At 70.2% G+C, this 24,129-nt stretch carries 19 protein-coding genes and 4 tRNA genes; 10 read left to right on the top strand and 13 right to left on the bottom strand.

The window, feature by feature from the left end; translation table 11 throughout:
- Window positions 1-66 precede the first annotated feature (66 nt).
- The 3 genes from ACIBJF_RS08925 to ACIBJF_RS08915 all read right to left on the bottom strand — a co-directional run bounded on the left by ACIBJF_RS08925 (window position 67) and on the right by ACIBJF_RS08915 (window position 3,538).
- A complete protein-coding gene (locus ACIBJF_RS08925) occupies window positions 67-2,241 on the bottom strand; it encodes a DEAD/DEAH box helicase (RefSeq protein ID WP_399173008.1) in 2,175 nt (724 codons plus the stop codon).
- Between the two features lie 235 nt (window positions 2,242-2,476).
- A complete protein-coding gene (locus ACIBJF_RS08920; RefSeq protein ID WP_399173007.1) occupies window positions 2,477-3,010 on the bottom strand; it encodes a hypothetical protein in 534 nt (177 codons plus the stop codon).
- A gap of 177 nt (window positions 3,011-3,187) precedes the next feature.
- On the bottom strand, window positions 3,188-3,538 hold the full coding sequence (locus tag ACIBJF_RS08915) for a metallopeptidase family protein (RefSeq protein WP_365727965.1): 351 nt from the start codon (window positions 3,536-3,538) through the stop codon (window positions 3,188-3,190).
- Window positions 3,539-3,665: 127 nt separating this feature from the next.
- Between ACIBJF_RS08915 and ACIBJF_RS08910 the strand changes: the two genes are divergently transcribed.
- The 4 genes from ACIBJF_RS08910 to ACIBJF_RS08895 all read left to right on the top strand — a co-directional run bounded on the left by ACIBJF_RS08910 (window position 3,666) and on the right by ACIBJF_RS08895 (window position 5,548).
- Window positions 3,666-5,186 (top strand): metallophosphoesterase, encoded by a 1,521-nt coding sequence (locus ACIBJF_RS08910; protein WP_399173006.1) that lies wholly within the window; start codon window positions 3,666-3,668, stop codon window positions 5,184-5,186.
- 80 nt (window positions 5,187-5,266) lie between these two features.
- Window positions 5,267-5,339: transfer RNA gene (locus ACIBJF_RS08905), tRNA-Glu, on the top strand.
- A gap of 36 nt (window positions 5,340-5,375) precedes the next feature.
- Window positions 5,376-5,450 (top strand) — tRNA-Asp (locus ACIBJF_RS08900).
- A gap of 24 nt (window positions 5,451-5,474) precedes the next feature.
- Window positions 5,475-5,548: transfer RNA gene (locus tag ACIBJF_RS08895), tRNA-Phe, on the top strand.
- 92 nt (window positions 5,549-5,640) lie between these two features.
- Here ACIBJF_RS08895 and xerC read toward each other — a convergent pair.
- The 9 genes from xerC to ACIBJF_RS08850 form a co-directional block, all read right to left on the bottom strand.
- Window positions 5,641-6,843, bottom strand: coding sequence for a tyrosine recombinase XerC (gene xerC / locus ACIBJF_RS08890; RefSeq protein ID WP_399173005.1), 1,203 nt, complete (start codon window positions 6,841-6,843; stop codon window positions 5,641-5,643).
- Entirely contained in the window at window positions 6,843-7,040 is a 198-nt protein-coding gene (locus ACIBJF_RS08885; RefSeq protein WP_365582163.1) for a helix-turn-helix domain-containing protein, read from the bottom strand. The genes xerC and ACIBJF_RS08885 overlap by 1 nt, the downstream gene beginning before the upstream one ends.
- 181 nt (window positions 7,041-7,221) lie before the next feature.
- On the bottom strand, window positions 7,222-8,370 hold the full coding sequence (locus tag ACIBJF_RS08880) for a DUF3631 domain-containing protein (RefSeq protein ID WP_399173004.1): 1,149 nt from the start codon (window positions 8,368-8,370) through the stop codon (window positions 7,222-7,224).
- Window positions 8,371-8,793: 423 nt separating this feature from the next.
- On the bottom strand, window positions 8,794-9,726 hold the full coding sequence (locus ACIBJF_RS08875) for a bifunctional DNA primase/polymerase (RefSeq protein WP_399173003.1): 933 nt from the start codon (window positions 9,724-9,726) through the stop codon (window positions 8,794-8,796).
- Window positions 9,727-9,821: 95 nt separating this feature from the next.
- The gene (locus ACIBJF_RS08870; protein ID WP_399173002.1) at window positions 9,822-11,609 is read right to left on the bottom strand and encodes a MarR family transcriptional regulator; all 1,788 of its coding nucleotides are present in this window, start codon (window positions 11,607-11,609) and stop codon (window positions 9,822-9,824) included.
- A 262-nt stretch (window positions 11,610-11,871) separates the two neighbouring features.
- Complete coding sequence (locus tag ACIBJF_RS08865) at window positions 11,872-12,237, bottom strand: DUF6251 family protein (protein WP_399173000.1); 366 nt, start codon at window positions 12,235-12,237, stop codon at window positions 11,872-11,874.
- On the bottom strand, window positions 12,207-12,578 hold the full coding sequence (locus tag ACIBJF_RS08860) for an RRQRL motif-containing zinc-binding protein (protein ID WP_399172999.1): 372 nt from the start codon (window positions 12,576-12,578) through the stop codon (window positions 12,207-12,209). The genes ACIBJF_RS08865 and ACIBJF_RS08860 overlap by 31 nt, the downstream gene beginning before the upstream one ends.
- A complete protein-coding gene (locus ACIBJF_RS08855; RefSeq protein ID WP_399172998.1) occupies window positions 12,578-13,468 on the bottom strand; it encodes a DUF2637 domain-containing protein in 891 nt (296 codons plus the stop codon). The genes ACIBJF_RS08860 and ACIBJF_RS08855 overlap by 1 nt, the downstream gene beginning before the upstream one ends.
- Window positions 13,465-13,728 (bottom strand): DUF6284 family protein, encoded by a 264-nt coding sequence (locus ACIBJF_RS08850; RefSeq protein ID WP_399172997.1) that lies wholly within the window; start codon window positions 13,726-13,728, stop codon window positions 13,465-13,467. Before ACIBJF_RS08850 ends, ACIBJF_RS08855 begins: the two co-directional genes overlap by 4 nt.
- Window positions 13,729-14,410: 682 nt before the next feature.
- Here ACIBJF_RS08850 and ACIBJF_RS08845 point away from each other — a divergent pair.
- From ACIBJF_RS08845 to ACIBJF_RS08830, 4 genes are all read left to right on the top strand, one after another.
- Window positions 14,411-15,169, top strand: a complete 759-nt coding sequence (locus tag ACIBJF_RS08845; RefSeq protein WP_399172995.1) for a GntR family transcriptional regulator — start codon at window positions 14,411-14,413, stop codon at window positions 15,167-15,169.
- A complete protein-coding gene (locus tag ACIBJF_RS08840; RefSeq protein WP_399172993.1) occupies window positions 15,166-15,843 on the top strand; it encodes an AAA family ATPase in 678 nt (225 codons plus the stop codon). Before ACIBJF_RS08845 ends, ACIBJF_RS08840 begins: the two co-directional genes overlap by 4 nt.
- 191 nt (window positions 15,844-16,034) lie before the next feature.
- The gene (locus ACIBJF_RS08835) at window positions 16,035-18,026 is read left to right on the top strand and encodes a cell wall-binding repeat-containing protein (protein WP_399172991.1); all 1,992 of its coding nucleotides are present in this window, start codon (window positions 16,035-16,037) and stop codon (window positions 18,024-18,026) included.
- A 376-nt stretch (window positions 18,027-18,402) separates the two neighbouring features.
- Window positions 18,403-18,765 (top strand): hypothetical protein, encoded by a 363-nt coding sequence (locus ACIBJF_RS08830; protein WP_399172990.1) that lies wholly within the window; start codon window positions 18,403-18,405, stop codon window positions 18,763-18,765.
- On the opposite strand, the gene ACIBJF_RS08825 is transcribed toward ACIBJF_RS08830, so the two are convergent.
- A complete protein-coding gene (locus tag ACIBJF_RS08825; protein ID WP_399172989.1) occupies window positions 18,762-19,781 on the bottom strand; it encodes an ABC transporter permease in 1,020 nt (339 codons plus the stop codon). The two genes, ACIBJF_RS08830 and ACIBJF_RS08825, sit on opposite strands and share 4 nt — an antisense overlap.
- Window positions 19,782-19,871: 90 nt before the next feature.
- On the opposite strand from ACIBJF_RS08825, the gene hrpA reads away from it, so the two are divergent.
- Together hrpA and ACIBJF_RS08815 are read left to right on the top strand one after the other, a co-directional pair.
- Window positions 19,872-23,816 carry an ATP-dependent RNA helicase HrpA gene (hrpA, locus tag ACIBJF_RS08820; RefSeq protein ID WP_399172988.1) on the top strand — a complete coding sequence of 1,315 codons (3,945 nt, stop codon included), beginning with the start codon at window positions 19,872-19,874 and terminating at the stop codon, window positions 23,814-23,816.
- A 96-nt stretch (window positions 23,817-23,912) separates the two neighbouring features.
- Window positions 23,913-23,987 (top strand) — tRNA-Asp (locus ACIBJF_RS08815).
- Window positions 23,988-24,129 lie beyond the last annotated feature (142 nt).

Genomic DNA, 24,129 nt, shown 5'->3' with positions numbered 1-24,129 from the left:
GCGAAAAAAGGCCCGTACGACGTCGTCGTACGGGCCCTTCTCAGGTCACTCGGACCTCACTCGGCGTCAGCCGTTGCGCTTCCAGCGCGGCTTGTCCTCGCGGCGGCCGAAGGAGCCGTTGCCGCGGTGGTCGTCACGGCGGCCGTAGGGGCGCTCGTGGCCGCCGGCGCGGAAGCCCGGGCGGTCGTCGCGGCGGTCGCGGTTGAACGGGCGGTCGCTGCCCCGGTGCCCGCCGCGCTCGTCCCGGCGGAAACCGCCACGGTCGCCACGGTCCCGGTCGAAGGAACGGCCACCGCGGTCGTCACGACGGTCACGGTCGAACGGGCGGCGGTCGTCACGGCGCTCGAAACCACGGGAGCCGCCCCGGTCGTCACGGCGCTCGAAACCACGCTCACCACGGTCCCGGTCGAAGGAACGGCCACCGCGGTCGTCACGGCGGTCGTCACGACGGTCGCGGTCGAAGGGACGGCGGTCGTCACGACGGTCACGGTCGAACGGGCGGCGGTCGTCACGGCGCTCGAAACCACGGGAGCCGCCCCGGTCGTCACGGCGCTCGAAGCCACGGCCACCGCGCTCACCACGGTCGTAACCACCGCGCTCGCCCCGCTCCTCACGGCGCTCGAAGCCCCGCTCACCACGGTCCCGGTCGAAGCCGCGCCGCTCCCGGCGCTCGTACGGCGCCGAAGCCGCCGGACGCTCCTCGCGCTCGGTCTCCCGCTGCGCCGGCACCTCGGTCACGGCCGCGAGCTCCTCCGCCGCCGTCGCCTGGGCCTCGGCCACCGCGGTCTCGGGGTCCTCGCCGCGCTCGCGGGCGACCCGGGCGACCAGCCGGTCGGCCTCCTCGCGCAGCTCGGTGGCACGGCGCTGGGCGCGCTCCAGCTGCTTGGTGAGCTGGGCGACCTCGCGCTCGGCCTGCTGGGCGGCGTTGGCGGCGGACTCGGCCTGGACCTCGGTCATGGAACGGGCGCCGGTGATCTCGGCGACTTCCGGGTCGAAGGCGGCGCCGCCCTGGATGATGTGGCGGGCCGCGTCGACGCCGGCGTCCTCCATGAGGCGGAAGATCTGGCGGCGCTGGTGCGGGAGGGACAGCGACACGACCGTGCCGGTGCGGCCCGCTCGGGCGGTGCGGCCGGCGCGGTGCAGGTAGTCCTTGTGGTCGCCGGCCGGGTCCACGTTCAGGACCAGGTCGATGCCGTCGACGTGGATGCCGCGGGCGGCGACGTCGGTGGCGACCAGGACGTTGACGTAGCCGTCCTTGAAGTCGGCCAGGGTGCGCGTACGGGCGCCCTGGGTCATGCCGCCGTGCAGCGCGTCGGCCTTCACGCCCGCCTCGCGCAGCTGCTCGGCGACGCGGTCGGCGCCCAGCTGGGTGCGGACGAAGATGATCGTGCGGCCCTTGCGGGAGGCGATCGCGGCGGTGACCGGCGCCTTGTCCTTGGGCTTCACGATGAGGATGTGGTGCGACATGGTCGTCACCGCGCCCTGGGCCGCGTCCACCTCGTGGGAGACGGGGCTGTTCAGGTAGCGGTCGACGAGGGTCTGGATCTCGTTCTCCATCGTGGCGGAGAAGAGCATGCGCTGGCCGCCGGCCGGGACCTGGTCGAGCAGCTCGGTGACCTCGGGCAGGAAGCCCAGGTCGGACATCTGGTCGGCCTCGTCGAGGACGGCGATCTGGACGTCCTCCAAGGAGCAGGCGCCGCGGTTGATGATGTCGCGCAGCCGGCCCGGGGTGGCGACCAGGATGTCGACGCCGCGCTCCAGGGCGTAGATCTGGTTACCCATCGAGGTGCCGCCGCAGACGACCTTCATCTTCAGGCCGAGGACGTCGCCGTACGGCTGGAGGGCGTCGGCGACCTGCATGGCCAGCTCGCGGGTGGGGGTGAGGATGACGGCGCGGGGCCGCTTCTTCTCGGTGCGGCCGCCGGCCAGCTGGGCCAGGGTCGGCAGGCCGAAGGAGAGGGTCTTGCCGGAGCCGGTGCGGCCACGGCCGAGGATGTCCTTGCCGTCCAGGGCGTCCGGGATGGTCGCGGCCTGGATCGGGAAGGGGGTCGTCACGCCGTTCTGCGCGAGCTTGCGCACGACGCCCTCGGGCAGGCCGAGGTCGGCGAAGGTGGTCTGGGGGGTGGTGTCAGCGGCCTCGGGGGCCTCGGTGATCTCGGTCGTCGCGTCGGTGAGTTCCTTGTCGAGCTCGTTGAGCTCGTTCTCGGACACGACGAACTGATCAGTACTGGACACGGACATGCGAATGCGAAACCTTCCGGAGTCTCGTCGGCACGCGCCCGTCAACTCCGTGATTCGCTCACGACCGCCTCAATGCGGTCCGCCACGGCAAGGGAGAGTACGCGCCACACGGCGCGCTCTGTGGTGGCGCCGGGCAAATGGGATCAAACGATCTACCACCATACGCACCCACCACCCCTGAACGCAAACCGGCTCCATATCCGCAGGTGGGCGACGTCTCCGGCGCCGACCGCGATCACGCCGCGACGTCAGCCCCGGGCGCCGGCGCCGGTTCGCGCTCGACGAGCTGTGTCCCCGTCCCCTCGTGGGCCGAGGAGGACGGTTCGGCCGACGGGGGCTCGGAGGTCGCGGGCGGCGGGGTGGAGGCGGGCGGCTCGGGCGGGGCGGAGGTGACCGGCGGCGTCGGCGGGGCGTTGGTCGGCGCCGGACCGCCGGGGTCGCCGGTGCTGCCGGGCTTGCCGGGCTCCGCCGGGGCCGCGGGCGAGTCGCCCTCGCCGGACGAGGAGGTGGCCGACGGGGAGGCCGACTCCTCACCGGGCTTCTTCTTGCCGCCGTGCCCGTGCTTACGGTCACCCGCCTTGCCGTCGTGCCCGCCGAGGCCGCCGGCGCCGTCCCCCGGGCCGCCGTCGGATGCCTCGCCGCCGTGCTGCCCGGCCGAGTGCGAGGGCCTGGCCCGGCCCGCGTCGTCACCCACGTTCACACAGCCGGCGGCAGCGGCGAGGGTCAGCGCCGTGACGGTGAGCCGGACGGGTACGGACAAGGGGCGCACGGCGGCCACCTCCGGAGGCAAGGAAAGGAGTCAACCTCCCCAACTCCCGCCGCCCGCAAGAGGACACGCGCCCCGCACGCATCCCCGCCCCATCACACGCCCATCGCGGCTGCGCCGCCGCACAAGCGCCGCCGCCCGGCCGCACCCACGTCGCCCCGGCCCTCACCCGACGCTGTCTCACCCGTACCCAAGGGTGTGCAGCCGGGCGTCGTCGATGCCGAAGTGGTGGGCGATCTCGTGCACCACCGTCACCTCGGTCTCCACCACGACGTCCTCGCGCGACTCGCACATCCGCAGCGTCGGCCCTCGGTAGATGGTGATCCGGTCCGGCAGCACCCCCGCGTACCACTCGCCCCGGTCGGTCAGCGGCGTGCCCTCGTACAGGCCGAGCAGGTCGGGGTCGTCGGCGGGCGGTTCGTCCTCGACGAACACCGCCACGTTGTCCATGAGCCGCATCAGTTCCGGCGGGATCCGGTCGAGCGCCTCGGCGACCAGTTCCTCGAACTCCTCGCGCGTCATCTCCAGCACATGGTCATTGTCCGGTACGAAGGCCCGTACGAGTGCGGTGCGGCACCGCATAACCGCCCCCGTACACGGGCATACGGCCCCAATGGTCCGCGTCTTTGCCGCAGCCCTCCGCACGATGACGAACCGCATGCGCACACGCCGCCGCGACACCCGCCCGCTCCCCGCGCTGGAACTCGCCGCCCGCCCCCGCCCCTGGCTCCGCGGCCTGGGCCTCACGGCCGTCGTCCTCCTCGGCGCCTGGCTGGGCCTGCTGATCGTCGGAAACGTACGGGCCCCGGTCGGCCCCATGAACACGACGATGGCGCTGCGCCCGTCGCTCACCGGCGGCACGAAGATCAACGTCTCGCCGCTGGGCGCGCTCACCCTGGACAGCCATGTGGCACCCGTCCGCCTGGACGTCAACGTGGACCAGTTGGACCCGCTGCGCGCCCAGGCCCTGGTCGACCACCCCGAGCGGATCTCCGGCCTCCAGGACGAGGTCGCCAGGGACGTCGAGCACGGCACGCTGGACCTGGCCGTGCGCTCCTGTGTCGCCGTGGTCGCCGGTGCCACGGCCCTCGGACTCGCCGTCTACCGCAGCCCCCGCCGCGCCCTGGCCGCGGGCGGCCTCGCCCTGACCCTGCTGGCCGCGTCCGGGGCGAGCGCGTACGCCACCTGGAACCCCAAGTCGGTCCTGGAGCCGAAGTTCTCCGGACTGCTCAGCTCGGCGCCGGCCGTGGTCGGCAACGCGCGCAGCATCGTCTCCGACTTCGACGTCTACCAGAAGGAGCTGGCCCGACTGGTGACGAACGTGACGAAGCTCTACGACGTCACCTCCACGCTCCCGGCCTACCAGCCGGATCCCTCCACCATCCGGGTCCTGCACGTGTCGGACATCCACCTCAACCCGGCGAGCTGGAAGATCATCGCCTCGCTGGTGGAGCAGTACAAGGTGAACGTGATCGTCGACTCCGGCGACACGATGGACCACGGCGTGGCGGCGGAGAACGGCTTCCTCGACCCGATCCGGGACCTGGGCGTGCCGTACGTGTGGGTGCGGGGCAACCACGACTCCCGGATCACCCAGCGCTATCTGGAGCGGATGAGGAACGTGCACGTCCTGGACGACGGCCGGGCCCAGACGGTCGCGGGACTGCGGTTCGCGGGCATCGGCGACCCGCAGTTCACCCCGGACCGCTCGGTGGTGCCCGGCGGGGACGCGACCGAACGACTGGCGGGCGACCGGCTGGCCAGCGCCCTGCGCGACCAGCGGGCGACCGGCTCCCCAGTCGACGTCGCGATCGCCCACGAGCCGTCGGCGGCCCGTGAGACGGACGGCGAGGTGCCGCTGGTGCTGTGCGGTCATCTGCATCACGAGGGGGACGAGATGCTGCCCTACGGCACCCGGCTGCGCATGGAGGGTTCCACGGGCGGGAGCGGGCTGCGGGCGGTCGAGCACAAGTACCCCGCGCCCATCGAGGCCTCGATCCTCTACTTCGACCGCGACAGCCACCGTCTCCAGGCCTGGGACGCGATCAAACTGGGCGGACTGGGCGAGACGACGGCCGAGGTCAGCCGCCATCTGGCGGACGAGAACCGACCGAGGACCACACCTTCCCCGGGCACCCCGTCCCCCTCCTCCCCCACCTCGTCCGCCCCCTCGCCGTAAACCGTTTTGGCGATACTCCCCGGCATCCCATATGCTTCTCACGTCCCCGACGCGCTGAGAAGCGCCCAGGCGGGCCGATAGCCCTCATCGTCTAGCGGCCTAGGACGCCGCCCTTTCAAGGCGGTAGCACGGGTTCGAATCCCGTTGGGGGCACGCAATACCGTGTGCGACACTGTTGCACGCAAGCTTGGTCCTGTGGAGCAGTTTGGAGTGCTCGCCACCCTGTCAAGGTGGAGGCCGCGGGTTCAAATCCCGTCAGGACCGCTGGTGTTTCACGTGAAACACCATGGCTGGGTAGCTCAGTTGGTACGAGCGTCCGCCTGAAAAGCGGAAGGTCGCCGGTTCGACCCCGGCCCCAGCCACCGCCGCCCTGACCAGGGCATGGGCCCCTCTTCACTGCTACTGGAGAGGGGCCCTTTCACGTCGCCTACGCCAACCGGTACGCCAACGGCTCTCAGGAGAGGGTGTCGCCCAGCTTCCGGAGCGCCTTCCGCTGCTCGTCCAGGGACGCATGGGCGTAGACCTTCATGGTCACCCCGATGTCGCTGTGGCCCACGATCTGCCGGACGATGTGGGGCGGAACACCTAGGTCGAGCAGAAGCGAGACGGCCGAGTGCCGGAGATCGTGAAACCGGATCTCCAGACCGAGACGCTTCCGGAGCGGGTCCCAGCTCCGCCGGAGGTTGTCCGGCTCCAACGGGGTGCCGATACGGGACGTGAACACCAGCCCCTGTTCCTTCCATCCCATGCCGGCGGCGGCACGCTCCTGGGCCTGCCGCTCACGGTGCTCGGTGAGCGCCTTCACCACGAGGGGCGGAAGCGGGACGGTGCGGACCGACGCCAGGGTCTTGGGCTTGACTAGCCGCAGCTCTCCCCCGACGCGCTGTAGCGCGCGCTCGATGGTCAGCGTCTCGCGGTCCAGGTCGATCGCGTCCCAGCGGAGCCCAAGCAGCTCACCGCGCCGCATCCCCAGGACCAGAGCGAGCGCGTAGAGGGCGTGCAGACGGTCCCCCTCGGACGCGCGGAGCAAGAGCCGGGCATCGGCGACACTGAGCCCCTTCCCGGTGTCGTAGGAGGGCGTGGGCACCTGCACGAGCTGCGCGACGTTGCGCACGATCAGTTCCTCCCGTACGGCGTTCTGCAGCGCGTTGCGCAGGACTGCGTGTATGGACTGCACCATGCGCCGGGACAGCAGCGTCTTGCAGCACTCCCCGGCCGCGCAGCACTCCGGTTCCGGCCGCTCCTTGTCCCAGCCGTGCTTGCAGCACTGGCACTCGGCAGCGACGCGAGCCAGCCACGTGCGGACCTCGGCAGCCCGCAGCGTCCGGATCTTCTTACGGCCGAGTCCGGGGATCAGGTGGACGCGGGCCACGCTCTCGTAGCCCTGGTAGGTCTTGGGGCGTCGGTGGACCTTGACCACCGTGGCGAGCCAGTAGGTGAGGTAGTCCTCCAGGTTCATGTTCGTGTCCGGCACCGGGATGCCCTGGTTCTCCTGCGCCTGGAGTTCGGTGATCTTCTGCCGCACCTCGTCACGGGTCTTGCCGTACACCGAGACCCGCTTACGAATACCGCTGGTCGTCGTCACGTACACGCGGCCGTGGTAGGTGCCGTCCTTGCGGATGGTGATGCTGCCTTCGCCGTTGGCGCGCTTGGCCATCAGTCGTCGTCTCCCAACCGGTTCTGGATGTAGGTGTGGAGGGCATCGGCCGGTACGCGCCGGGCGCGGCCGATGGTGAAGCTCTGGAGCTGCTTGGACCTGATGAGGTCGTAGACCTTGAAGCGGCTCAGCCGCAGCGCGGCCATGACCTCGGGGACCGTGAGCGCCTCGTGGCTCGGGGGCAGAGCGGTGCTCATGCGGTGACTCCTCCGGGGGCAGTCCTTCGGGGGCCTGTTCTGAGGGCCGCTACTTCCGCTACCGCCGCTACCGCGCAGGTCAGGGGCCTGTCAGAGGTAGCGGGAGGGGGTAGCGGTAGCGGATGGGTAGCGGTGGGGTAGCGGCTCGCGGTGGTGCTTGCCGCTACCCCGTTAGTGCTGGTCAGACGGCGTTTTCGGTGCCGGGTAGCGGAGGTAGCGGACTTTCCGGGGGTGGGGGGCAGTAGCGGGCCCACGCGTCCCGTAGATCGGCGGCGTAGTAGCCCTTGAGGACGCTTCCGGCGGTCTTGATGTTGCGGGAGGCGATGGGCTCGTTGTCGGCCGTCATGTACTCCGCGAGCATCCGGGACAGGCGCCGGTTGTCGAGCGGCTTGCCGTTGAGGTCGGCCCACGGGGCGTCGTCGAGGGCGTTGAGCCGGTCCAGGATCGCGATCGTGGGCAGGCGGTCGATGCCGACCATGACGTGGTCGCGTAGGTCGGTCAGCAGCCGGACCCCGAGGCTGCCCTTGTCGTTGGCCTTGGAGGCGGTCACCAACGTCAGGCAGGCGGCGCGGGCTCGCTCGGGCCACTCCCCGCCGGCCGCGTCGGCGATGGCGAGCAGTGGTTCCCATACGTCCGCCGGTCGGTCGGTGACACCGTCCGGCATGTCCGGCCACGCCCCCATGACGAACCCCCGTGCCTGCTCCGCCCACGCAGCCAGCCGGTCGCGAAGCTTGTGCCCCTCCGCCTCGTGGATGCGGGCCCGGAAGGGCTCGACCTTCTCGTTCCGCGCGCGGCGGCGCATGCGGATGATGACGGAGCGGCTCAGGATCGTGTCGGGCAGCGAGCCGAGTCCGGCGACTGCGACGGCGCAGTACGAGGGGAAGGCCTGCACGGTCTGCTGTCCGCCGTCGCCGATGCACCGGTAGGTGACTCCGGTGCGGCGGTGCCCGGCGTTGAGGAATCCGCGCAGCTCCTCGTTGTCCCCCGCCTTCGGGCCGAAGACGGTATCGATCTCATCGAACAGGATCGTCGGCTTGCCGTTGCCCGCGGAGACGGACCGGAACAGGGCGGCGGCGGAGGCGTTCACGGCCGTCATGGGCTGCGGCACGAGGGTTTCCACGATCTCCAGCGCCCGTGTCTTGCCCGACCCCGGCTCCGGGGACAGGAAGGCGATGCGGGGAGTGGAGTCGAAGCAGTCGAGCAGGTGTGCGTGCGCGTCCCACAGCGCGACCGCGACGTAGGCGGCGTCGGTGGGGAAGACGTTGAAGCGGCGGTGGAAGGCTTCCACCTCGTCGAGCAGCGCGGCCCCGTCGATGGGCGTGGGGGTCATGCAGCGGCCCTCCCTTCGGTGGGTACGGCAGGCGTTCCGTGCAGGCAGACCTGTGGGCGTCGTACTCGGTGACCCGCGCCGTCACTGCGCGGGGGCCGGTGGCGGTGCCGGTCTGCCCGCAGGCGCAGGCGTAGGCGGCGGTGGGGGTGTCGCCGGGCCGTGTGGACCAGCGGGCGCCGTCCCAGTGGTGGCGGTAGACCGGTGGGGCGTAGATGCGGATACCGGGCCGCTCCGGAGTGGGGTCTTCCGCGTCGTGGCGTGCCTCGTCGCTCCGGAACCGGTCAGAGCGAAAGGCAGTTACGACGCCCTTGCGGGCGGCGCCTTTGGGCTCGCCTACGGCCGTCATGTCCACAGGCTGTGGAGCGGCTTGCGGCCTGTTCGGGGTGTTGCTGGGGCAGTCCAGGGCGGGGGGAGTCGGCGTCGTCATGCCGCCTCCCGTGGTGTGGCGTGGGCGATGACCCAGTCCAGGGCGCTGCGGATGGTGGTGCGGCACTCGGCCGGCGGCAGGCCGGTAGCCTCCCCCGCCCCCTGGATTGCCTCCTCCACCACGTGCCGGGGGATGTCGCCCCACGCCACGAACCGCGCCACCTTGCAGGCGCTTCGGTGCAGGGTGTTGTTGCGGCCGTTCGGCCCGCCCTCGGTCGCGGCGGCGATGACGGCGCATTCGCGTTCCAGGGCGGTGCGGGCGGCGCGGGTGCCGTCGTGGACCCGCACGGGCACCGGCGCGGGCCCGTCGGGCTCTGTGAGCAATGCGGTGAGCCAGGCGGGTAGTTCGGCCACGGGTGCGTCGTGGGCGACCTCGTAGGTGCCGTCGAGGGTGGTGCTGCCGGGGGCGACGACGTAGCCGCCCCAGGCGCGGGTGTCGATGTGCGGGCCGAGCCGGTCCACGCTGCACTTCAGCCGCACCCCGGCGGGGGCGGTGAAGTAGAGGTGTTCACCGCGCGCGGTCCGCACCCGGTAGGTGTCCGGGAGTACCTGCCCGGCGCGCTCGCAGAGCGCTTGCAACGAAGTGGCGCCGTCAGGCGCTCCTTCTGGCTCTTCCGCCTTGACCGGGTCGAGGTCGATGACGAGCAGCCCGGCCGGGCCGGTCGCGATCCCGACGTTGTACGGCCGCTGTGCCCATGCGGCGTGGATCAGGTCGGGGTCGGTGGTGGCTCGCTCTTCTGGGGTGCGGTGTCCGCCGGCGCACCGCCCGGTGCCGGGGCAGGCGCGTTCGGCGTGTCCTGCCGGGCGCTTGCTGCCGGGGTGGAGAGGGATGACGGGCCAGCCGCGTTCGGCTGCCGTGAGGGCGGCGGTGAGCAAGTCCGGCAGTAACGCCCGGTGGTCGTCTCGCCGGTTGTCGGTCGGTTGGGTCATGCTGGGAGACCTCCACAGGTCTGTTGATGGGCAGGTGGACAGGCGGCGGCCCCGGTTCTTGGCGGAAGGGGGCCGCCGTCGTCTTGGGTGGTGGGTCAGGCGGCGGCGGTGTCGTCGCCGCGCGTGGTGGTGAGTCGGCCGTCCAGGGCGCGGACGACCGTGCCGCCGGTGGTGAGGGTTTTGACGGCCTTGGACACGGCGCCCTTGGACAGGCCCGTGATCGTGACCAGGTCCTTCTGGGCGACGGGTTCGTCGGCGGTCTCGATGGCCTTGAGGACACGGGCGACGGCGCCGTCCACGGCGGGTGCTGCCTCGGTCACGGTGTCCTTGACGAGGGTGAGCGTCGGGGCGCCCGCGGCTTCCACGGTGGGAGCGACAGTGCGGGACCACGGGGTGCGGTCGGGCAGGGCAATGACGACGGCCTTGTCCATGTAGCGGACCTTGACCGGGTCGGGCTTGCGCTTGCCGTCCCGGACCAGCGCCACACCCGGCACCGGGAGTTCGTCGGCGTTCCAGCCCTTGGCCTGAGCGTCCTCCCCCAGGACCACGCGGGCCTCGGCCGGCGTGCGGACGGCGAGGCAGATGGAGACGCCGATCTGGGGGGCGATCTGCTTGGGGATGCCGTCACCGATGGTGGGCTTCTGGGTCATCCACCACAGGTCGATGCATGCCGCACGGCCCATGCGGGCGATGGACTCCAGGCCCGGCAGTGCGGAGCGGTTGACAGTGCGGGTCTTGCCGTCGCTGGTCTCGGTCTCGTAGGGGACCTTGTCGGCGGCGGTCATGACCTCGGCGCCCTCGTCGACGACGACCGTGATGCGCGGCCGGTCCGCCGTGGGGGTCCAGGTGTCCTGGCCCTTGGGCAGGATGCTGAGCCGGTCCAGCATCTCCGTCTCCAGCTCGTCGACGACGTCGACGACTTCGCGCGGGGTGGAGGCGACGCGGGCCCGGTGGTCCCACAACCTGCCTTCCACGCGCTTGAGGTCGATGATGACGAGCGCGTTCGTGGCGCCCTCCGACGCGTCATACAGCAGCGGCCGGGAAGCGACCGACTTACCGGCGCCGGACCGTCCGGCGATGAGCAGCCGTTCCCCGAGGGGCACGGTGACCTGTTCGCCGGTGACGGTGTCGACTCCGAGGGAGCGCCGCTCGGGCGTCCACTTCAGGTCGTCGCCGTCGGCCGCGCTGCGGGTGCGCAGGATGAGTTCGGCCCAGCCACCTTGCTTGCCCGCCTTGATCTGCATGCGCAGGCTCGTGCGGGCGCCGAGCAGGGCGCGGATGTGGTCCTCGGCGGCGCGGAGCTTGGTCGCCGTCCAGGTGCCGTCGAGGCGGACGGCGACGACGATGCCCGCCTCGGTCAGCTTGGGCCTGCCGGTCAGCGTGCCCGCCAGGCCGCGCTGTTCGGCGTGCTCCTTCCAGTGCTGTGGCTGCAACCGCTTCAGCAGCGCCGACTCCTCGGCGGTGGGCTTCAAGTCGCTGGTGTCGCGCTCGCGCACGGCCACCCACACGAACAGCGCGGTGACGGCTGTGACGACGGCGACGGCCGACCACACCCACACGCGGGCGGGGACCTGCGGCAGCCACACGTATCCGGCGATGCCGAGTGCGGCGGTCGTCTTGGTGGCGAACAGCCACATCGGGTCGGGCACGCGCCGCTGGGCGGTGCGTAGTTCGCGTTCGGCGCGGTGGCGCAGGGAGGTGACGCCTTCGGGGTCGACGGCGCGGGCGCGTTCAAGGGCGGCGCGGGCGTCGGCCACGAGCGGCTTGCGCTGGGCGCGCAGCGCGGCGCGGCGGTCGGCTTCCTTGCGCCACACGTCGGCGGTCCAGCGCGCGGCGGTGGCGGCGTACTGGCGGTGGGCACGCCAGACTTGTCCGTGACTCACGGGTTCCTCATTTCCGGGATGGTGGGTCGGTGGTGACGGGCCCTGCGACGGCCCGTCACCACACGCGTGTGTTACGGGGAGTGAGCGTGTTTCCGGTTTCCTGGTTTCCGAGGCGGCCCCTACGCGTGCGCGCGCGAGGACGGAAACTCCCGTCACCCTGCGTCGCTACGGGGCCTCTCACGGCCGCACAGCCGTCCGGGGTCAAACCCCACACGGACGGGCCCTCGGACGCCCTGCGGGCCGCCTACTGCCTCACGGTGCTTCAGCGGCTCTTCCGGCCGCGCTTACCGGTACCCTTGCTGCCCTCGGTGACGGAGCGGACCACGGTGACCACGGCCCAGCCGAGCACGAGCGCGATGAAGGCGAGCATCGCCAGGTTCGCGGCGATGGCAGTCAGGACGCCGACGAGCAGCGGGCCGAAGTAGACGCCGGCCGCGACCGCACCGGCGCCGACACCGGAGCCGAGCGCGACGCGCTGCACCGTGCGGTCCGGCGGCGCCTGGTGGATGTGCACCACCTGCGGTCCGGCGGGCTGCGCTGCGGGCAGGGCGGCGGGGTCGGCGTAGACGTGGCTGCCGTCCGGGAGCTGAACCACGGTCAGGGGGCGGTGTGCGGGGAGCTGTTCCATGACGCACCCTCCGGGGCGTTGTCGGGGAAAGCGCAGGCAGAGCACATGCCGAGCGACGCCGGGATGACGTATCCCGCATCCCGGCGGCAGGCGGGGCAGGTGCGGCGGGCGCCGTTGGCCTTGGCCAGGGCCGCCCAGCGGGCCGGGGTCATCGGCCGCACCGGCTTCGCGCGGTCGATGCGGTACAGGTAGGCGACCAGCGGGGCCCGTCGACGCCGGGGCCGCTCCACCTGTGCCGCCACCTCCTGGCCACCGGGGCGGAGTCCGAGGGCGCGGAGCTGTCGGTAGGTGGCGTAGCCGTCCGGGGCGAGCCGCCACCGGTAGACGGGCAGGGCGCCCATCACACGGCCTGGAGGCCGCGTTCGGCGCGCAGGGTGTCGCGCAGGGTGCGGGCGTTCGCCGGCGAGGTGCGGACCTCACGCCGGATGCCCTCGGCGGTCAGCTTGGCGTCCGGCCATTCGGCCGTTGCCTTGCGGGCCTCATCCAGCAGCTCGTCCGGGGTGCGCTTCGGGCGCGGGGTCCGGGCGACCTCGGGCACGCGGCCCGTGGCCCGGCGCGGTCGGGCCGACTCGGCGGCCACCGCGCGCCGCTCGATTGGCGGCATGGTCGGCTGCCCGATGACCTGCACCGGCTTGGCCGGGAGAGTCGACTTCAAGAAGCCGACAGCCACGGGCCGGGGCAGCGGTCGCACGTTCGGCGTGATCGGCGCCAGGGTCGATACCGCGAGGTCAGAACTAGACTGATTCCTCTCGGTATTGGTCGATTCCTCCGCATTCGCGGTCGGGGTGGTGATCGGGGTCGGGCGGTGGTGGAGCACCTTGGCTACGAGGTCGGAGCCGAAGTAGATCGAGCCGACCGGCAGCGAGGTGGCGAGCAGTACGAGGGCCCAGTTCGCGGGGTCCCAGTCGGCCAGTCGACCCCAGTCGACTGAGCGGCCGTGGAGCTCCGGGACCAGGCCGTGCACGTAGTTCAGCACGAGCGAGGCGATGGTGTAGGCGGCCAGGACGCGCAGGGCGAACGTGCGGTCCCGTCCGGCGAGCACGAGTGTCGCGATCAGGGCCAGGGCCATGAGGCCGTCGACGACGAACGGGTAGAGCGTCGCGGCCGTGGCGTCGGCGCCGATGGCGCCGGCGATGTCGCGCAGGGCGTTCCAGGACACCCGGAAGGCCATCGCGACCACGGCGACCAGCGCCAGCACGAGGGCGGCGCGGCCCTTGCGGTGCAGGTTCATGCCGCACCGCCCGTCTGACCAGACAGGCCGTTGACGTGGGCGCGGTGCGCGGCGAGCACGCGCCGGCGGGCCCGGCGGATGCGCCGCTCGTCCAGCTCGCACGGCGTGCGGCCGATGACGACGATCTGCGCGTCCAGCAACTCCACCTCCGCGCGGATGACGGGCATCTCCGCGTCGATAGCCTCCAGCTCCGCGTCCGTCGGCTCCATGAAGTCAGCGAACGCGGTAACAGCGCCCTGAACAGTCACGATGTGGTCCATGGGTCGTGTTCTCCCTAGCAGGTGGCAACGGCCCGAACAGCGGCCCCGGTGTTCCAGCACCGGGGCCGCGCGCCGTCGAAGTCGGGATCTCCGGCTCCCCTCTGCGCCGCTCGTGCGGGACGAGCGGCGGAGGCAACCGGCCGCAGCGAGCGCTGCGAAGCCAGAAGGAAGTAGGACCGGGCTTCACCAGCGCGCCGTTGCCACGGAGCACCGATCCCGAGCCGGGGAATCGGGCGCGTCATCGTCGCTGCTCTGACGCCAGCAGGGCAGCGCACACCAGGTGGCACCCGTACGGCTGACCTCCCCGCAAGGAAGGGGTGATCCGGACGACCGTTCTCCAGGGCTGATGCGCAGGGCAGGACTGGTTCGCCTGCCTCGAAGTGGCTGCCACGGCCATCACCCCGGCCGCTGAGGGGACGGGACCGAGTCCCGTCAACCTGAACCTCTTTTGAATTCTCAACCAACTGACGCTGTCTTCGTACTCACCCCGCAGGGCTTTCCTCCGAGCGTTGAGGCCGTTCCAGGGCGATACGCCCGCTTCGAGCACGGGCCCACCGGGGTGCAATGACCTCCGGTCGTTGTTCCGACCGACGGGCACATCCCTAGGGTTCCCTAGGGTTCCCTGCGGTGTCAAGCGGTAAGCTAGGGAACCGCAGGGAACTGATACGAGGGAGCTAGCGAAATGGCCGGTCAGGCCGACAACCGAGCGCCGTACGCGAAGATTGCCGCGCACTACGCGGAGCAGATCACGTCCGGCCAGCTAGAGCCGGGGACGCTTCTACCCAGCATCAAGAACCTCTCGGAAACGTGGGGCGTGAGCACCGCGACGGCCGAGAAGGCGTTGCGCAAGCTGCGCAACGAAGGGCTAGTCAGGGGGATCCACGGGATTGGGACAGAAGTACTCGACCAACCCGCTCCCATGTCCTCTGGATCTCAACGTCAGGACCGAGGACGCCGCACCGGGTCAAGTTGGGGATCAGGCGAACGGTCCGACTCACACCAAGCTGCCGTGGTGCCTGCGCCCCCGGAAGTGGCACAGGCGCTGAGCATTGAGCCTCACTCTGACGTGATCCGTCGGCGCCGGGTCTATCGGGACCGGCATGGCATCGTGGCGCACAGTACGTCTTGGATCCCAGGCCGCTACGGGAAGCTGATCCCCCAGTTGGCGAAGAGCGAGCGATTGACGGGAGGAACTTCGCTCCAGCTCATCGCCGATGCGACCGGCCTCCCGATCAGTCATCGGATCGACACAGCCTCAGCGCGCCTGTTGACGGCAGAGGACGCACGGCTCTTGGAACTGGATCCCGAGAACCCCCCTGCGGAACCCGTGGTCGTGATGACGGCGAAGTTCATCGACAGCGAGAGCAACGTCGTCGAATACGGTGTTGACCTCGGGGGCCCTGGTCGCACCTGGCGGACGGAATCGGAGGTTTCCCAGTGACGACCGTGGACGACACGCTCTTGAGCGTGCTTGAAGACCGGATGGGCAACCTGCTCGCCGGTCGCCGTACCGGTCTGCTCACCCCGGAAGCCGAAGCGGAAATCTCCGCAATCACCCTGACCCTGACGAGACCGATGCCCGATCGCTCCCCGTTCTGCGTCCTTATGGCCGGACTCCCCGGCTCTGGCAAGACCACCCTTTCCCGCGCGCTCACCGCACGCGGGTTCGTGCGCCTGTGTCCGGATGAGGAGATGTATCACCGCCACGGCGTATACGGGGTGGACTTCCCACGGGGCACCTTCCCCACCCTTGAGCGTCCGGTCCTTGAGGATGTCGCGGTTGAACTCCGGGAGCAGCTCCAGGCAGGGCACGATGTTGTGGTCGATCACGGCTTCTGGACGCCGGACGACCGCGCCCGCTGGCGAGCCATCGCTAGCGACGCCGGCGCCACCCCGGTGCTCGTGTATCTCGAAGCCAGCCACGATGAACTCTGGTCAAGGATCAGCAAGCGCAACGAGGCCCACGCGCACGATCCCAACTCGATCTACTTCTCTGAGAGCGACCTTCGGCGATACCGCACCCGCTTCATCGCTCCTGAAGCAGACGAGCCGCACCTCTCCTACAAAGGCGATCCCGCAGACGTCATCGCGGCACTTGACGCTGCCCAGTTCTGAGGCCTTGGAAGTCGGCCGTGCCCGCGTCGCAAACGCTTGCGAAGCCGTGATCTTCTGTCTCTTCCCGGCTACCGAGGCCTGGCTCTAGTGTTTCGTCGCTGCCGTGTGGATGAGTATGACGCCGTCCGTTCACCTTGGGGGAGGGGCACGGCGGTCAACCATTCACTTGTGGGGGCACATTGAACGTGCGTATGCGCCGCAGACTCGCGGCGCTCACCGGCGCCGCAGCGCTCGCGGCAGGCCTCGTCGCCGCACTTCCGGGGCCGGCTGCGGCCACCTCCAGCAGCTGGCCCGCCACCGACGGGAAGCTGCTGTACACGGACGTCGGCGGCTGGATGTACTTGATCAACGCCGACGGGTCCCGGCAGTCCGCGTTCGTCACGTCCGGAAACCAGGGCGCCTGGTCCGCCGACGGCAGTCAGGTCGCGTTCGTGAACGGCGACTACATCGGCACGGCATGGGCCGATTCCGAGGACACCGGCATCCGCATCGCCATGCCGTCGGGCAGCGGCTGGCATCCGCACGATCCGACGTTCTGGTACGGCGGCGGCGACATCGTCTTCACGGCCGGTGGCCGGCTGCGGCTGACCGCGGCCGACGGCACCCGCGCGCCCAAGGCCCTGTTCGGCACCGATGTCGACGGCTGCGACTCGCAGCCGAGCGGCGCGGTGAACGGCATGCTCGCCTTCGTCCGCACGGGGGCGAGCTGCGCCACCGCCGGCACCCCGGCCGTCTGGGTCTACAACGGCCGTTCCGGCGCGTTCACCAAGGTGGCCGACGACGCGAGCGAGCCGAGCGTCTCCCCCGACGGCCAGTCGGTGGCCTTCACCCGGTCGGTCGATGGACACAAGCAGCTCTTCACGGTGAGGACCGACGGCACCGGGCTGACCCAGCTCACCACGGACGCAGCCGACCACAACCGTCCCGCCTGGTCCCCGCAGGGCGACCGCATCGCGTACGACATCGACGTCTACGGTCAGAGCCCCCAGGTATGGCTGCACACGATCGGCACGGGCACGGACACGCAGGTGCCCCAGGCCCAGGGCACCAACGTGGCCTGGCAGCCGCTCCGTGACAACGCGATCTCCCGCGTCTGGGGCTCCGACTCGTACGACACGAACATCGCCGCGTCCAAGTGGACCTGGAACACGGTCGGTACGAGCACGCCCGGCCTGAAAAACGCGGGCGCGGCCGTGCTCATCAGCAAGTCCGACTCGGCGTACGCCACCACCGCGACATCGCTGGCCGGCAAGAAGCGCGGGCCGGTGCTGATAACGTCCGGCACGGGCCTCGACTCCTCGGTGCAGACGGAGCTCAAGCGCATGCTGCCGAAGGGCAAGACCGTCTACCTGATCGGCGGCAGCACGATCCTCAACAGCACGGTGGCGTCCAAGGTGACCTCGCTCGGATACGTGGCCAAGCGGCTGTCCGGCACCTCGCGCTACTCCACCTCAGTGGCCGTGGCCAACACCGTCACCAGCGCCCCGAAGTACATCTTCGTGGCAACGGGCACCGACTACCACAACGCCCTCGCGGCGAGCTCCGCCGCCGGCTCCATGGGCAGTTCCGGAACCGCGACCGTCGTACTGACCGACGGCACGACCATGACGTCGTCCGTCTACGGATACCTCAACAAGTACAGCCCGAGCACGACGAACATCATCACGGTGGGGACCGACGCCGAGTCGGCACTGGCCAGGGCGTACAACGCCGGCAAGATGCCGAACTGGCCCAGCTCCTACCACTACTACCGGGTTGCCGGATCCACACCGCAGTCCAACGCAATGCGGCTCGCCGACCTGTGGTGGTCGCTGCCATCGAACGCCGCGGTGGCCTCCGTGGGGAGCTGGCGCGGCGGTGTCTCCGCGTCGTCGGCGATGACCACGTACGGTCCGCTGCTGTGGACCGACACCACGTCGCTGTCGTACGACACCAAGCGGTACCTGATGCGGATGTCGTCGAGCATGTACCACGTGGCCGTCTTCGGCGGCACCGGATCGGTCGACGCGTCCGTCATTCCCACGATCGGTGCGGCCATCGGAGTAGGCACCCACTACGCCTACACGCCGTACTACAAGGGCGTGGCTCCGCAGACGACGTCCACCCAGACGCTGTCCGCCGGCACCACCGCGTCCGCTCCGAGCCCGGACCTCGCACCGCTGCGGGTGACGACCACGAGGTAGATCCCTCCCTGAGGGACCAAGGAAGGCGGCACTGCCAACCACGGCTGACATCCTGGTTGGCGTACGCCAACCTCTACGCCAACAGCAGCGCACGACCACTGCTCGCCTAGGTCGTCGGCGCCCAGTACGATCAGGCCGCGCCCCACCTGGACGCGGCCTGAAAAGCGGAAGGTCGCCGGTTCGACCCCGGCCCCAGCCACAGCCAGAAGGCCCCGTTCACTGAACGGGGCCTTCGTCGTAGGGGGACATTCATTGCCCCGGCTGGCCGAAGGTACGGCATCCGGGGCACCGTCACTCTTCGACGTCGTCCGGCGTGGGTATGACCGGGCTCAGGTGGACGCACGGGTCACACAGCTGCTGAATGGGGGACGGGGAGATGAGCCAGAACCAGGCCGCCACCGTGACAGGGGAAACCCAGCTGGAGAAGGTCCGGGCGCGGTACGGGCTGCTCGCGGTCGTCGTCAGCAATGCGGCGATCGTCACGGTCGCGATCGTCGGGGTGTGGCGACTCGACGGGGACAAGTCCGTGATCGTCGGCATCCTGACCGCCGCGTTCACCGCGGTCAGCAGCATGACGACCGCCTACCTGGGCATCAAGGCCGTCTCCAACACCGCGCGTTCCATCGCTCTTGGCGACGGCGGCCGGTCCTCCCGTCAGCACGGCGCGCCGGCGACCACCAAGGCTCCAGAGCCCACCACGGCTCCTCCTGCGCCGCCCGCCCAGCGCACCACGTCCTAGGGTTCGTCGGCCGGTCCCTCCGGACGGCCGCCCGGATGCCGGCCGCGCCAGATAAGGAACACCGCGCAGGAGACGACCGCCCAGCCCGCCAGCACCAGGAAGGGAAAGGCGTGCTGGTGGCCGGGGAAGTACACCGCGGTGTGCTGGGCGTTCACCGAGGCGCCCGGCGGCAGCCAGCGGCCGATGGTCCCGAGCGGAGAGGGCAGGAGCGGCCAGGAGACGGCACCGCCGGACGAGGGATTGCCGAGCATCACCAAGAGCCCCCAGGTCGGCAGCATGGCCCACCGCCCGAACAGGGTGTTGAACATCGTGAACACCATGCCCGTGACGAACATCGTCAGGGCGAGGATCAGCCATGACTGCACGAACGGCAGCTTCAGCGCCCCCAGCCACCAGTCCACCACCGCGGCGATCGTGAACCCGCCGAGCAGGGCGTAGCAGGCCGTCACGGCGATGCGCTCCAGGGGGTTAAGGGCCCGCGCGTGCACGCTGAGCTGGATGGATCCGACCATGCCGACGATCACGGCGGCCAGGGAGATGTAGAAGATCGCCAGCCCCCGCGGATCGCCCTTCTGCAGGGGCTTGAGATCCCGGATCGCCACGGGTGTCCCGGTGGCCTTGCCCACCTTCACCGCGGCCTCCGTGAGCACCTGGGCGACCGTGGACCCGGACGCCCCCGACACGTCCAGCGCGATCGCCCGGCCACCGGCGGGCGCCTCGACCACCGCGAACACCTTCTGCTGGTTCACCGCCCGCACCGCCGCCTCCCGGCCGCCGTACGGGTGCAGCTTCAGCGAGGCGTCCAGGGCCTGGTCCATGCCCCCGATGAACCGCCGGGCCGTCGGCCGGTCGTAGGCGCCGGTCATCGCGATCGGGATGTGGTGCGGGGTCGGATTGGCCATGGCGTACGTGTAGGAGCCGGCGAAGAGGCCCGCTGCCGCGGCGATGAGCACGAGGAGGACGGTCGCGGGGAGGAAGGGGGACTGCTTGAAGGCCGCCCAGCGCGAATCGGACATACAGGATACTTTGGCAGCTCGGTCGGCCACCGACGCCCCGAGTCAAATCGTTCGCGTGTTTTTCGGGCGGGGTGAGATCCTGGATCGCGTATGTCTACGCATCCCGCCCCCGCTCTCGACACCCTCGCCCCCCGTCTGACCGAGCTGTCGCTGCGCGACGCGCATCGGCTCGGCCGGCGGCTCGAGGGCGCGCGCAAGATCCGTAAGCCGGAGGCCCGCGCCACCGTCCTCGCCGAGATCGAGGCGGAGGTGGGCAAGGCCGAGGTCCGCATGGCCGAGCGGCGCTCCCGTGTGCCCGCGATCGGCTACCCGGAGCAGCTGCCGGTCAGCCAGAAGAAGGACGTGATCGCGGCGGCCATCCGCGATCACCAGGTCGTCATCGTGGCCGGTGAGACCGGTTCCGGAAAGACCACGCAGATCCCGAAGATCTGTCTGGAGCTGGGCCGTGGCGTGCGCGGCATGATCGGGCACACCCAGCCCCGTCGTATCGCCGCCCGTACCGTCGCCGAGCGCGTGGCGGAGGAGCTGAGGACGCCCCTCGGCGAGTCCGTCGGCTGGAAGGTGCGGTTCACCGACCAGGTGAACCCGGACGCCACCTTCATCAAGCTGATGACGGACGGCATCCTGCTCGCCGAGATCCAGACCGACCGCGAGCTGCGCGCCTACGACACGATCATCATCGACGAGGCGCACGAGCGGTCCCTCAACATCGACTTCCTGCTGGGTTACCTGGCGCAGCTGCTGCCCAAGCGGCCGGACCTCAAGGTCGTCATCACCTCGGCGACCATCGACCCCGAGCGCTTCTCCCGGCACTTCGGCGACGCCCCGATCATCGAGGTCAGCGGCCGTACGTACCCCGTGGAGGTGCGCTACCGGCCGCTCCTGGAGGAGGACTCGGACGACGCCGACCGGGACCAGATCACCGCGATCTGCGAGGCGGTCGAGGAACTCCAGGCCGAAGGCCAGGGCGACATCCTCGTCTTCCTCTCCGGTGAGCGTGAGATCCGGGACACGGCGGATGCCCTGGAGAAGAAGAAGTACCGGTTCACCGAGATCCTGCCCCTCTACGCCCGGCTCTCGCACGCCGAGCAGCACCGGGTCTTCCAGCCGCACACCGGGCGCAGGATCGTTCTGGCCACCAACGTCGCCGAGACGTCCCTCACCGTCCCCGGCATCAAGTACGTCATCGACCCCGGCTTCGCCCGGATCAGCCGCTACAGCCACCGCACCAAGGTCCAGCGGCTGCCCATCGAGGCGGTCTCCCAGGCCAGCGCCAACCAGCGCAAGGGCCGCTGCGGCCGTACGAGCGACGGCATCTGCATCCGGTTGTACTCCGAGGACGACTTCCTCGCCCGGCCGGAGTTCACGGACGCGGAGATCCTCCGTACGAACCTGGCCTCCGTCATTCTCCAGATGACCGCGGCCGGCCTCGGCGACATCGAGAAGTTCCCCTTCATCGACCCGCCGGACCACCGCAACATCCGCGACGGCGTGCAGCTGCTGCAGGAGCTGGGCGCGCTCGACCCCGCCCAGAAGGACCCGCGCAAGCGCCTCACCGACACCGGCCGCAAGCTGGCCCAGCTGCCCGTCGACCCGCGCCTGGCCCGCATGGTGCTGGAGGCCGACAAGAACGGCTGTGTCCGCGAGGTCATGGTCATCGCGGCCGCGCTGTCCATCCAGGACCCGCGCGAGCGCCCGGCGGACAAGCAGGCCCAGGCCGACCAGCAGCACGCCCGCTTCAAGGACGAGACCAGCGACTTCCTCGCCTACCTCAACCTGTGGCGGTACATCCGCGAGCAGCAGAAGGAGCGCGGATCCAGTTCCTTCCGCCGGATGTGCAAGCAGGAGTACCTGAACTTCCTGCGCATCCGCGAGTGGCAGGACATCTACACCCAGCTGCGCACGGTCGCCAAGCAGATGGGCATCCACCTCAACGAGGAGGACGCCGCCGGCGACCGCATCCACACCTCCCTGCTCGCCGGCCTCCTCTCCCACATCGGGATGAAGGACGTACGCGACGGCAACAAGAACGAGTACCTGGGCGCCCGCAACGCCAAGTTCGCGATCTTCCCGGGTTCGGCGCTGTTCAAGAAGCAGCCGAAGTTCGTGATGTCGGCCGAGCTGGTGGAGACCTCCAGGCTCTGGGCGCGGGTCAACGCGAAGATCGAGCCGGAGTGGGTCGAACCGCTCGCCGGGCACCTGCTCAAGCGGACGTACAGCGAGCCGCACTGGGAGAAGGACCAGGCGGCCGTGATGGCGTACGAGAAGGTCACGCTGTACGGCGTCCCGATCGTCGCCCAGCGCAAGGTGAACTACGGCCGCATCGACCCGGAGACCAGCCGCGAGCTGTTCATCCGCAACGCGCTGGTGGAGGGCGACTGGCGCACGCACCACAAGTTCTTCGCCGACAACCGCAAACTCCTCAGCGAGGTCGAGGAGCTGGAGCACCGGGCGCGGCGCCGGGACATCGTGGTCGACGACGAGACGCTCTTCGACTTCTACGACCAGCGGGTGCCCGAACACGTCGTGTCGGGCGCGCACTTCGACTCCTGGTGGAAGCGGAAGCGGCACGAGCAGCCCGACTTCCTGGACTTCGAGCGGGAGATGCTCATCCGGGAGTCGGCGGAGGCGGTCACCAAGGCCGACTATCCGGACTCCTGGCGGCAGGGGCAGCTGAAGTTCCGGGTGACGTACCAGTTCGAGCCGGGCGCGGACGCGGACGGCGTCACCGTGCACATCCCGCTCCAGGTCCTCAACCAGGTCACGGACGAGGGCTTCGACTGGCAGATCCCGGGCCTACGCGAGGAGGTCGTGACGGAGCTGATCCGCTCCCTCCCGAAGCCGATCCGCCGCAACTACGTGCCCGCGCCGAACTACGCGAAGGCCTTCTTGGAGAAGGCGGTCCCGCTCCAGGAGCCGCTCACGGTCACGATGGCCCGTGAGCTCAAGCGCATGGTCGGCGTCCCCTTCGAGGCGGACGACTTCGACTGGTCCAAGGTCCCCGACCACCTCAAGATCACCTTCCGGATCGTCGACGAGCGGCGCCGGAAGCTGGCCGAGGACAAGGACCTGGAGGCGCTGAAGCTCAGGCTGAAGCCGAAGGCCAGGAAGGCGCTGTCGCAGGCGGCGGCAGCGACCGCGTCCCGCGAGGGCGGGGAGTCCCTGGAGCGCAAGGGCCTGACCGACTGGACGATCGGCACGCTCACCCGCGTGTTCGAAACGCGCCGGGCCGGCCACCCGGTGAAGGCGTACCCGGCGCTGGTGGACGACGGCGACACGGTCTCGGTGCGGCTGTTCGACACGGAAGCCGAGCAGACCGAGGCCATGTGGAAGGGCACCCGGCGGCTGATCCTGCGCAACATCCCGGTGAACCCGGCGAAGTTCGCGTCCGAGAAGCTGACGAACGCCCAGAAGCTGGCGCTCTCCGCGAATCCGCACGGCTCCATCCAGGCGCTGTTCGACGACTGCGCGATGGCGGCGGCCGACAAGCTGATCGCGGACTTCGGCGGCCCGGTCTGGGACGACGAGTCGTACCGGAAGCTGTACGACAAGGTGCGCGCGGAGATCGTCGACACGACGGTCCGTACGGTCGCCCAGGTGCAGCAGGTCCTCGCCGCCTGGCAGGCCTGTGAACGCCGTCTGAAGGCCGTGAGCAGCCCCGCGCTGCTGGCGAACCTGACGGACGTGCGCAAGCAGCTGGACGCGCTCGTGAAGCCGGGATTCGTCACGTGGGCAGGCATACGGCGCCTGCCCGACCTGATGCGCTACCTGGTGGCCGCGGACCGGCGCCTGCAGCAGATGCCGACCAACGTCCAGCGGGACACCACGCGCATGGAGAAGGTCCACGAGATGCAGGACGAGTACGCCTGGCTCCTGGAACAGCTCCCGCAGGGCCGCCCGGTGCCGTCCTCGGTCCTGGACATCCGCTGGATGATCGAGGAGCTGAGGGTCAGCTACTTCGCCCACGCCCTCGGCACCGCGTACCCCGTCTCCGACAAGCGGATCGTGAAGGCGATCGACGCGGCCGCGCCGTAACCGCTCGCGCACAGGGGGTGAGTTCGACCAGGCGGCCTCACCTCCTGTACAGTCTCTTCTCGCAGCGCAGTGCACAAACCAAGCGCCGCGAAACCTGGTCCTGTGGAGCAGTTTGGAGTGCTCGCCACCCTGTCAAGGTGGAGGCCGCGGGTTCAAATCCCGTCAGGACCGCAGAGAGAAGGGCCCCCCGCGTGGGGGCCCTTCTTGCATGCCTGCCAAGCCGAAGGCGGCGCCTACGGCGAAGCCGCAACCAGACACAGCAACCCCGCCAGGGCCCCCACGGAGAAGGGCCCCACACAGGAGCCCCACCTCC

It is taken from the genome of Streptomyces sp. NPDC050743 (genome assembly GCF_044456925.1).
Taxonomy (GTDB): Bacteria; Actinomycetota; Actinomycetes; order Streptomycetales; family Streptomycetaceae; genus Streptomyces.
This window is presented reverse-complemented; position numbering and strand designations above follow the sequence as displayed.